The organism is Bradyrhizobium hereditatis, from assembly GCF_020329435.1.
GTDB classification, from domain to species: Bacteria; Pseudomonadota; Alphaproteobacteria; order Rhizobiales; family Xanthobacteraceae; genus Bradyrhizobium; species Bradyrhizobium hereditatis.
Map to the genome: position 1 here is coordinate 92,958 of NZ_JAGKJK010000021.1, position 10,338 is coordinate 103,295.

General features: G+C 63.0%; 8 protein-coding genes. 3 read left to right on the forward strand and 5 right to left on the reverse strand.

Going from position 1 to position 10,338, the window contains the following annotated elements:
• Positions 1-6: 6 nt before the first annotated feature.
• Positions 7-930, forward strand: a complete 924-nt coding sequence (rbsK, locus tag J6524_RS32900; RefSeq protein ID WP_225678056.1) for a ribokinase — start codon at positions 7-9, stop codon at positions 928-930.
• Between the two features lie 314 nt (positions 931-1,244).
• Here rbsK and J6524_RS32905 read toward each other — a convergent pair whose 3' ends face one another.
• Entirely contained in the window at positions 1,245-2,465 is a 1,221-nt protein-coding gene (locus tag J6524_RS32905; protein WP_225678057.1) for an NAD(P)/FAD-dependent oxidoreductase, read from the reverse strand.
• Positions 2,466-2,735: 270 nt separating this feature from the next.
• On the opposite strand from J6524_RS32905, the gene J6524_RS32910 reads away from it, so the two are divergent.
• Positions 2,736-3,533, forward strand: coding sequence for an enoyl-CoA hydratase/isomerase family protein (locus J6524_RS32910; protein ID WP_225678058.1), 798 nt, complete (start codon positions 2,736-2,738; stop codon positions 3,531-3,533).
• Between the two features lie 136 nt (positions 3,534-3,669).
• On the opposite strand, the gene J6524_RS32915 is transcribed toward J6524_RS32910, so the two are convergent.
• Positions 3,670-5,376 carry an IlvD/Edd family dehydratase gene (locus J6524_RS32915; protein ID WP_225678059.1) on the reverse strand — a complete coding sequence of 569 codons (1,707 nt, stop codon included), beginning with the start codon at positions 5,374-5,376 and terminating at the stop codon, positions 3,670-3,672.
• Between the two features lie 121 nt (positions 5,377-5,497).
• On the reverse strand, positions 5,498-6,316 hold the full coding sequence (locus J6524_RS32920) for an NAD-dependent epimerase/dehydratase family protein (RefSeq protein WP_225678060.1): 819 nt from the start codon (positions 6,314-6,316) through the stop codon (positions 5,498-5,500).
• Between the two features lie 93 nt (positions 6,317-6,409).
• Between J6524_RS32920 and J6524_RS32925 the strand changes: the two genes are divergently transcribed.
• A complete protein-coding gene (locus J6524_RS32925; protein WP_225678061.1) occupies positions 6,410-7,375 on the forward strand; it encodes an SMP-30/gluconolactonase/LRE family protein in 966 nt (321 codons plus the stop codon).
• 22 nt (positions 7,376-7,397) lie between these two features.
• On the opposite strand, the gene bla is transcribed toward J6524_RS32925, so the two are convergent.
• Both bla and J6524_RS32935 read right to left on the reverse strand, forming a co-directional pair.
• Complete coding sequence (gene bla, locus J6524_RS32930) at positions 7,398-8,288, reverse strand: subclass B3 metallo-beta-lactamase (RefSeq protein ID WP_225678062.1); 891 nt, start codon at positions 8,286-8,288, stop codon at positions 7,398-7,400.
• Between the two features lie 142 nt (positions 8,289-8,430).
• Positions 8,431-9,861 (reverse strand): aldehyde dehydrogenase family protein, encoded by a 1,431-nt coding sequence (locus tag J6524_RS32935; protein ID WP_225678063.1) that lies wholly within the window; start codon positions 9,859-9,861, stop codon positions 8,431-8,433.
• Positions 9,862-10,338 lie beyond the last annotated feature (477 nt).

A 10,338-nucleotide genomic window follows, 5' to 3' on the forward strand; every position in this document is an offset into this window, starting at 1 on the left:
CAATCCTTGAGAAGCAATTCGGGGCGCGTTTTCGTCGCCGGCAGCATCAATATGGATGTGGTGGCGAAAGCCAGCCGGCATCCCAGGGTCGGCGAGACGGTCGCCGGCCAAGCCGTGCATTATTTTCCGGGCGGCAAGGGCGCAAACCAGGCGGTCGCGGCAGCGAAGCTCGGCGCGTCCTCAGCGCTGATCGGCCGGCTGGGGGCAGATGCATTTGGCCAGCAGTTGCGGCAGTTTCTCGCCGCCCAAGGCGTCGACCTCTCTTTGGTAAAAGACACCGCCGACATCCACACCGGGACGGCTGTAATCACCATTGCGGATGCCGACAACACGATCGTTGTCGTGCCCGGCGCCAACGCGCTGGTCAGCGCCGAGGATGTCGCCGCCCCTGTGTTCTCCCAGGGCGACGTCGCCGTGAGCCAGTTCGAGATTCCGCAAGCGACGATCGCCGCTTTCTTCAAGCGCGCCCGCGCGGCTGGAGCGACCACTATCCTCAATCCGGCGCCGGCGCTCCCTTGTGGCCCCGACCTGCTCGACCTCGTCGATATCCTCATCCTCAACGAGACCGAGCTCGGGCTGCTCGCGCAGACCGAGCTTCATGATAGCGACGAACCCGCTCGTTTCGCTGAAGCAGCGCGACGCCTGCCAACGGCTTCAGGCAAGATTATCTGCGTCACATTGGGCAAGCGCGGCGTGCTCGCCCTTGCCGGTCGCGATCCCTCGCTGATACCGGGACGCGCCGTCAAGGCGGTGGACACCACCGGCGCCGGCGATTGCTTCGTCGGCGCCCTCGCCGCACAGCTTGCCAACGGTACGGCGATCCGCGACGCGCTTGAATTTGCCAATGCCGCCGCATCAATCTGCGTGCAGCGGATGGGCGCTGCGCCATCGATGCCTACCGCAGCCGAGGTGGCAGCGCTAAGCCGCTAGAGCCTGTTCGGTTCTGATTTGAAATCAGAACCGGGCTCTAGATTCTTTTGTGACGCGTTTTCTTCGAACCGGTGTCCACCCCGGATCAAGTCCGAGGGCATGCTTCGTTCGAAAACGCTATGGCTACTTCAGCGCCTGCAATTCGTCGTATTGCTCAGCCCGCCCCGACGGACGCGTCATTGTGCAGCGGGATTGCAGCCGATAACGGACCGCCGGAGACCAGTGACGGACTTCCGTCGGCAAGGTTGCCAAAACAGTCGGCAGATGCAAGCAAGCTGACGCCACGGCAAGTCCAATTTAAGTCAGGGTGTGTTCTAAGTCAGGGCACTCTTTAGGTCGAAATTGGCGTCGGCCGCTTGCTCGGGCGTGATCGAGCCGTGGGCGGCAAGCAGGCGTCGCCCGAACATGTGGTCGCCCGCGCGGTTGACGGACTCGATGCCCACGAGCTGCCCCTCTTTGTAGCAAAAGACGGAGAATGCTCCCTTCTCGCGATCACCGCGCACCACCACGCGGTCATAGCCGGTTGTCAGCCCCACCATCTGCAGCTTGTCGGGCCCCTGATCGCTCCAGAACCATGGCACACCATCATAGGCCTTGGCGTCGCCGGTCAGGCGGGCTGCAATGCAGCGGGCGTGGTCGGTGGCGTTCTGCACGGACTCCAGCCGCAGCGAACCGCCGAACCGCGGGCTCGCATAAAGCGCACAATCGCCCATCGCCGAGATATTCGGATCCGCGGTCAGAAGATTTTCATCGACGATAATGCCCGCAGCAACCTTCAAGCCGGCTTCGGCCGCCAGTTCGACGTTAGGCAGCACGCCGACGCCAACCACGATCAGGTCGGCCTTGATATGCCGGCCGTCACTCAGGCTCACACCGGTTACCTTGCTGCCGTCGCTCTCGATGCTGGTGACCTGTACGCCGAGATGAATTCGGATGCCGGCCGCGGTATGCCGGGACTGAAAGTATTCCGAGATTTCCGCTGTCACGGCGCGCGCCATCACCCGCGGCGCGAGTTCGACAACGTCGACTTCGAGGCCCTTGGCGCGAGCCGTCGCCGCGAACTCGAGCCCGATGAATCCGGCGCCGATAACGACGACGCGCTGGCCTGCAGTGATGTAGTCTCGCAACGACTGGCTTTCGTCGAGCGTCCGCAGGTACCGCACACTGTCGAGATTGGCGTTAGGGATATCGAGCAGGCGATTGCGCGCGCCGGTCGCCAGCACCAAGTGGCCGTAATCGAGCGAAGCGCCGGAGGCGAGCGCCACCTTGCGCGCGGCGCGATCGATCGACACTGCGCGATCGGAGATCAGATCAATCTTCTGGTCAGAATAGAACTTTTCCGGACGGAACATCAGGCTATCAGGCCCGCCGGTTCCCTTCAGATAGGCCTTCGACAGCGGCGGCCGCTGGTACGGCAAATGGCTTTCGTCATTCACAAGCGCGATGCGCTCCGAAAGGCCGTGCTGGCGCAGCGAGGCTGCAAGCTGATAGCCGGCATGGCCGGCCCCAATGATGACAACCGGTCCTATCGTCATAGGCACGTCCTACGTTCGAGCGCACGGGAATGACCCATGTCGTTTTCCCTCCAATGATTTTGGCTTGCCTGTCCCGTCCCTTGGAAGCGGCGCTCGTGTCCGTCCTAAACGATGACAGGCCCTATCTGACCTCATGGCGCGAACGGACGCAAGAGCGCCGTCGCCCGGGAGGACGGATTGCGCAATGTATTGCGGACCTGCCCCGGGGATTGTCACCTCTTCCCTTCTGTTATTTAAATGCTGGGCCAATTCTGAGCCGAGGGCCCAGCCATGCCGACATCAGATGATACCGCTGCCAGCGACCCCGCCCTGCTCCGGATCGACGGTCCGATCGCCACCATCACGCTCAACCGGCCCGCGGCTTTCAATTCCGTCGATCTTGCGATCGCGCAAAAGCTCGAGCAGCTTGGCGCTGAGGTCGAAGGCAACGACGATATTCGGGTGCTGGTGATCGAAGGCGAAGGTCGCGCCTTCTCGGCTGGCGGCGACCTGCAGACCATCGGCGCTGCTGCCGCCAACGACACGATCGCGCCTGTGGTCGGCGAATTATTGAAGCACTATCACGCCTTCATCGAGACGCTGCGGCGGATGCCGAAGATCGTTCTCTCAAGCGTCAACGGCTCAGCCGCCGGCGCCGGCATGGGGCTGGCCTTCGTTGCCGATCTCTGCATCGCAGCCGATGACGCTCGCTTCACGCCGGCTTACGCCAAGATCGGCGTCTCGCCTGACGGAGGCAGCACGGTTGGCATGGTCGGCACCGTCGGCACCCGCCGCGCGCTGCAGATATTTCTGGCCGAGGACAGCTTTACGGCGCAGCAGGCCTATGAATGGGGCCTGGTCGCCCGCGTTGTTCCGGCAGCGGAGCTGAAGGCCGAAACGCGCAAATTCGCCGAGCGGCTGGCGCAGAATCCGCCGGCGGCGATCGGCGGCACCAAGTCGCTGGTCTATCAGGCCGCGACTACGCCGGTGAAGCAGCAGCTCGACGCCGAGGAAGCGAAGATCATCGACGCCATGCACACTGATGAATTTCGCGTTGCGGTGAAGAAGTTCACCAGCAAGGGGAAGTAGCGGCACACTCCCACCGCTCACTCAACTGTCATCATCCGCGAAGGCGGATGATCCAGTACGCCGCGCACGTTCGATTCATAATTCAGCGCCTCGGAGTACTGGATGCCCCGCCTTCGCGGGGCATGACGCCATGGGGCTAACCCTTGCCCTGCCCGCGCATGAAATCGAAATCGCAGCCCTCATCGGCCTGCAGAATCGTCTCGTTGAACAGGCGCGCGTAGCCGCGCCTGGCCACATCGGGTGTAACGGCTGGCGCGAGCGCCGCGCGGCGCTTTTCCAGCTCGGCGTCGTCGACCAGCAGATCGATGCTGCGGTTTGCGACGTCGAGCCGGATCATATCGCCGTTCTTTACCAGCGCCAGCGGACCACCCACAGCGGATTCCGGCGTGATGTGCAGCACGATAGTGCCGAACGCGGTGCCGCTCATGCGCGCATCCGATATGCGCACCATATCCTTGGTACCGCCGCGCGCCAGCTTCTTCGGGATCGGCAAATAGCCCGCTTCGGGCATGCCAGGCGCCCCTTTGGGACCGGCATTACGCAGCACCAGCACGTCGTCGCCATTGACGTCGAGATCGGGATCGTCGATTCGGAGCGTCATATCCTCGACGGACTCGAACACCACGGCACGGCCCGTATGCTGCAGCAATTTCGGACTTGCCGCCGATTGCTTGATGACGGCGCCGCGCGGCGCAAGATTGCCGTGCAGTATCGCCATCGCGCCTTCACGCTTGATCGGATTGTCGCGCGAACGGATGGCGTCCTGTCCCGGCACGTCCTCCGCGCCGGAAACGATATCGCGCAAGGTCTGCCCCGTGATCGTCTTGGCGTCGAGATCGATGAGGTCGCCGAGCTGCGCCATCAGTTTCGGCACGCCGCCGGCATGGTGGAAGTGCTCCATGTAGTGCTCGCCCGAGGGCTTCAAATCGACCAGCACTGGCACCTCGCGGCCGAGCTTGTCGAATGTCGCGAGATCGATCTTGTGCGGGGAGCGATGGGCGATCGCCGTGAGGTGGATCAGGCCATTGGTCGAACCGCCGATCGCCTGCATCACGACCTGAGCGTTGCGGAACGATGCCGGCGTCAGAATCTCGCTCGGCTTCGGCCCCTTGGCTTTCGCCATTTCGGCCGCCACCCTACCGCTCGCCTCCGCAGAGCGAAACCGCTCGGCATGCGGCGCCGGAATGGTCGCGCTCATCGGCAGCGAAAGCCCGAGCGCCTCGGTGATGCAGGCCATGGTGCTGGCAGTGCCCATCACCATGCAGGTGCCGACCGAGGGCGCGAGCCTTCCATTGACGGCTTCGATCTCATTGTCATCGATTTCGCCCGCGCGATATTTCGCCCAGAGCCGGCGACAATCGGTGCAGGCGCCGAGCACCTCGCCTTTGTGATGCCCGACCACCATCGGCCCAACCGGAATGACGACGGTCGGCAGATCCGCTGACACTGCGGCCATGATCTGTGCCGGCAAGGTCTTGTCGCATCCGCCGATCACGACCACCGTATCCATCGGCTGCGCGCGGATCATCTCTTCGGTATCCATCGCCATCAGATTGCGCAGATACATCGAGGTCGGATGGGCAAAGCTCTCGGCGATCGAAATGGTCGGGAACACCATCGGCATCGCGCCACTCAGCATCACCCCGCGTTTGACCGCTTCGATGATCTGCGGAACGTTGCCGTGGCAGGGATTGTAGTCGCTATAGGTATTGGTGATGCCGACGATCGGCCTGTTCAGCGCATCGTCCGAATAGCCCATGGCCTTGATGAAGGCCTTGCGCAGAAACAGCGAGAAGCCAGCATCGCCATAACTCGTCAGTCCCTTGCGGAGTCCGTCGGCCATCTTCTTGTTCCCGTCTTCGAGGCTTCAGTTCCGCCGCCTTGACGAGGGCGGGCCATGATAGAATCGTCAGTATGGTTTCCGGGCCGGCGCCGCAAGGGCGCATGACCCGGAATTCGATATCTCACTTCCAGTCGATGATCCGGCTCTCGTCGCCGTCGAACTCCATGCTGCAGAACGTACCGCCCTGGTAGTAATCGCCGACCGGATCCGGCTTCAGCTTGGCCTGCTCGGCCATGGCGTGCTCGCGGAAATCTTCGCCACGGCCGGTCGGACGGTAACCGAGCTCGTAGGCGCGGTGGTTGTCCCACCAGGTGCGCTCATTATAGGAAGCGCCGTAGAAGATCTCGAAGTGAATGTCGGGATGTTCCAGGCCGATGCGGCAGAGCTGCACGAGGTCCTCCGGCTTCAGCCAGATCGAAAGCCTGCGGTGGTCGAGTGGCATCTCGCCGAAATTGCCGATCCTGAGGCAAGTCACACTGATCCCGTGCTTGTCGGCATAGAGCGCCCCCACCGCCTCGCCGAACACCTTGCTCACACCGTAGCGGCTGTCGGGACGCGCCGTGACGTCGGTGCCGATCCGGTGATGGCGCGGATAGAAGCCGACCGCGTGGTTCGACGAGGCGAACACCACGCGCTTCACACCCTTCTTCCGCGCCGCCTCGAACAGATTGTAGCCACCGATGATGTTGGACTGCAGGATCGAATCCCAAGGCCCCTCCACCGAATAGCCGCCGAAATGCAGGATGCCGTCGATGCCTTCGCAGATTGCCTCGACCTGAGCGAGGTCGGCGAGATCGGCCGCCTTGAACTTCTCGTCCATGCCGAGGTCGGCCGGCGTCTTCAGGTCGCTCAGCAGCAGGTCCGGATAGATCGGCGGCAACAGCTTGCGCAGGGATGTCCCGATCCCGCCGGCGGCGCCGGTCATCAATATGCGTGGCATTTCGTTCCTCTTATCTCGCAACCGATTTGCGGTCATTAGCAGGGAATGATAGCAAACCCAAACGCAGAGGGAACGCACCAACGAGAACAGCAAATGTCCGATGCAGCATCGCATGCCGCCGGGTGGCGCCCGGCAACTTATTACCCCGATCCGGCTATCCGTGCACTCGATCCACGCTTCGAAAAATATTGGCTCAAGCTCTCGGCGGTGGAGCGGCTGACCACCGGCCTGCGCTGGGCCGAGGGTCCGGTGTGGTTCGGCGACGGGCGGTATCTCTTGTGCAGCGACATTCCGAACCAGCGCATCATCAAGTGGGAGGAGGAGACCGGCGCAGTCAGCGTTTTCCGCAAGCCGTCGAACTTCGCCAACGGCAACACCCGCGATCGCCAGGGACGGCTTATCACCTGCGAGCATGGCGGCCGGCGGGTGACGCGCACCGAATATGACGGATCGATCACGGTGCTGATCGATTCCTTCGACGGCAAGCGGCTGAACTCGCCGAACGACGTCGTCGTGAAGTCCGACGGCTCGATCTGGTTCACCGATCCGGTGTTCGGCCTGCTCGGCAACTACGAGGGCTACAAGGCCGAGCCCGAGATCGACGCCCATGTCTACCGTCTCGATGGCGCGACCGGCAAAGCCACCATCGTCGCCGAGGGCGTTCTGGGACCGAACGGGCTCGCGTTCTCGCCGGACGAGAAGATTCTCTACGTCATCGAGTCTCGCGGCGTACCCAACCGCAAGATCCTCGCTTATGACGTCTCGCCGTCTGGCGAGCTTTCCTACAAGCGCGTGTTCGTCGATGCTGGACCAGGCACGCCGGATGGTTTTCGGGTCGATATCGATGGCAATTTGTGGTGCGGCTGGGGCATGGGCGATCCCGAGCTCGACGGCGTCGTGGTGTTCGCTCCCGATGGTGTCATGATCGGTCGCATCGCCCTGCCCGAGCGCTGCGCCAACCTCTGCTTCGGCGGTTTGAAGCGCAACCGCCTCTTCATGGCCGCGAGCCAATCGATCTACGCCCTCTATGTCAACACACAGGGCGCGCCGGGCGGATAGCTCCCTACGCGCCAGCGTTCACTCACCCCTTCTTCTCCTGCGCGGCGGCGGTCTGCTTGGCGAGCGCGTCCTCGAACGCCTTCTCAAGCGTCGCCGCATAGGCGTTGAATTCACCGGGACTGACGAACGGATTGGGCCCGCCATCGCTGAGCTTGGCGCGCTTCTCCGCCATCTTGTACATTTCCGGATGCGGCGCGAGCAGCACGTCCACTTTCATGTCCTTGGCGCGCGCGAACGTCTTCCGGTAATCGGCGACGATCCCGGAATAGGTCGGGTTGCCGACGAGGCGGTTCAGCGCGACGGTACCGCTGCAGAAGATCAGGACCGAGCGCGTGGCATCGCCCTCCTTCACCGAAAATTCCCAGCTCGTGCAGCCCGGAGAATGTCCCGGCGTTTCGCGCGCGATCAAGGTGACATCGCCAATCGTCACCTTGTCGCCTTCGCGCACCGTGCGGTCGACCTTCGCCGGCGGGAACTTGAGCGCGTCGTCGTCCTGTGCACCCGGATAGTAGCCGCCTTCGAGCAGCGGCTTGTCGGCTTCGCCGGCGACGAGCTGGCCGCCGCTCGCCTGCTTCATCTCGGCAAGTCCGCCGGTGTGATCGATATGGGCGTGGGTGTTGAGGAGGTATTTGATATCGGTGATCTTGAAGCCGAGCTTCTCGATATTCGCTTTGATCAGCGACGTTGATTCCGGCATCACCGTATCAATGAGGATATGGCCGCGTGGAGAGGTGATCAGGTAGGACGCCAAGCCATCGGTTCCGACATAATAGACGTTGCCGATCATCTTGAAGGGCTCGGTCGGCGTGTTCCACTTGACGCGGAGCGTCGCGAGCAGGTCCTTCGCGGTCTGAGCTTGGGCTGCCCCGGCAAGCGGCAACAGCGCGATGAGCGCAACAGCAATTTTCTTCACGCGCGTCCTCCATCTTTTCTTTTTGCGTCGTCGCGGCCAGCCTTGACGCGGGCTTCAGCCTGACGATGATTTGGGCCGAAAAAATGCCGGCCACCTTTCGGCAGCCGGCTTTCTTCATGGACGGCGCGAGCGCCGCATCAACTTACGCGGCGTTGTAGCCGGCGACCGCCTTCACCTCGAGATATTCCTCAAGGCCGTACTTGCCCCACTCGCGGCCGTTGCCGGACTGCTTGTAGCCGCCGAACGGCGCGGAGCGGTCGTTCGGAACGCCCTGCAGGTTAACGTTGCCGGCGCGGATCTGGCGGGCCACGCGGCGCGCGCTTTCCACCGTATCGCCCGTCACGTAACCGGCGAGACCATAGGGCGTGTCATTGGCGATCCTGACCGCATCGGCTTCGTCCTTGGCGCCGATGATGGTCAGCACCGGCCCGAAGATTTCTTCGCGGGCGATCGTCATGTCGTTGGTGACGTCGGCGAAGATGGTCGGGCGGACGTAGAAGCCCTTGTTGACTCCTTCCGGCAGACCAGGACCGCCGGCAACCAGCGTTGCGCCTTCGTCGATGCCCTTCTTGATCAGCGCCTGGATCTTGTCCCACTGGCCGCGATTGACCACCGGACCGATGGTGGTGCCTTCAGCACGCGGATCGCCGGCCTTGGTCTTGTCGGCGACGCCCTTCGCGATAGCGGCGACTTCCTTCATCTTCGACAGCGGCACGATCATCCGCGACGGCGCGTTGCACGACTGTCCGGAGTTGTTGAACATGTGCATCACGCCGCCGGTGACGGCCTTGGTGAGGTCGGCGCCTTCGAGGATGACGTTCGGCGACTTGCCACCCAGCTCCTGGCTGACGCGCTTCACGGTCGGCGCGGCGCGCTTGGCGACGTCGACGCCGGCGCGGGTCGAGCCGGTGAACGAGATCATGTCGATATCAGGATGCTCGGCCATCGCGGCGCCGACTTCGGGGCCGAGGCCGTTGATCAGGTTAAACACGCCGTTCGGCACGCCGGCTTCATGCAGGATTTCGGCGAAGATCAACGCCGAGGTCGGAGTGAATTCCGATGGCTTGAGGATCATGGTGCAGCCGGCCGCGAGCGCGGGCGCGACCTTGCAGGCGATCTGGTTCAGCGGCCAGTTCCACGGCGTGATCATGCCGACAACGCCGACCGGCTCGCGCAGGACGACGGCCGAGCCGATCGTCTCTTCGAAATGGTAGTTCTTCAGCACTTCGAGCGTGGAAGCGATGTGGCCAAGGCCGGCGCCGGCCTGCAGCCGCTCGGCCATCGGCAGCGGCGCACCCATCTCATCGGAGACGGCCGCGCCGATTTCCTTCATGCGGCCCTTGTAGACCTCGACGATCTTTTCCAGGAGCGCAATGCGCTCCTCGCGGCTGGTCTGCGAGTAGGTCACGAAAGCGCGCTTGGCGGCGGCAACGGCCTTGTCGAGGTCGGCCTTCGAGCCGAGCGCAACTTCATACATCGCCTCTTCGGTCGCCGGATTGATGACGGGCGTGGACTTCTTGACGACCGGATCGACCCAGGCGCCATCGATGTAGAATTGCATGCGATTGACCATCGGAAACCTCTTTATCAGGGAGCAATGAGGAGGAACGGTTGCGTTCGGCAGGCATCCTTGCACGAAAGCCGGGGCAGTTGAACCGCCATATGCGGGGTGCCGCGATGCAGCAGGCGCTGGATATAAGGACGTGGGCGTTGGGGCGGCAAGGTGCCCCGGCTCACCGTCGTCCCTGCGAACGCACTAGCAGATGCACAGATTGCGGCTGCGACGGAATGACTCGGTGTTTTGATTTGGCCTTCCGCGGCGACGGGCTGCTGTGATTCTGTATCTGGCACTTCGATTCCATTGAGGTGCCAAGATGTTGAATGAACAATTCAGGCTTGGGCGGTTCGGGGATGGTCGTCTCGATAAAGGGGGGCGGCCCTGCTCGAAGGGATGGTCACGCGCGCGAGCTCGTGCCTGCGTCGAGCGGCGGATGGCGATCGGGCCAAGATAGTCCGATACGGCCGATTTCTCGCCAATGAGAACGTGAGC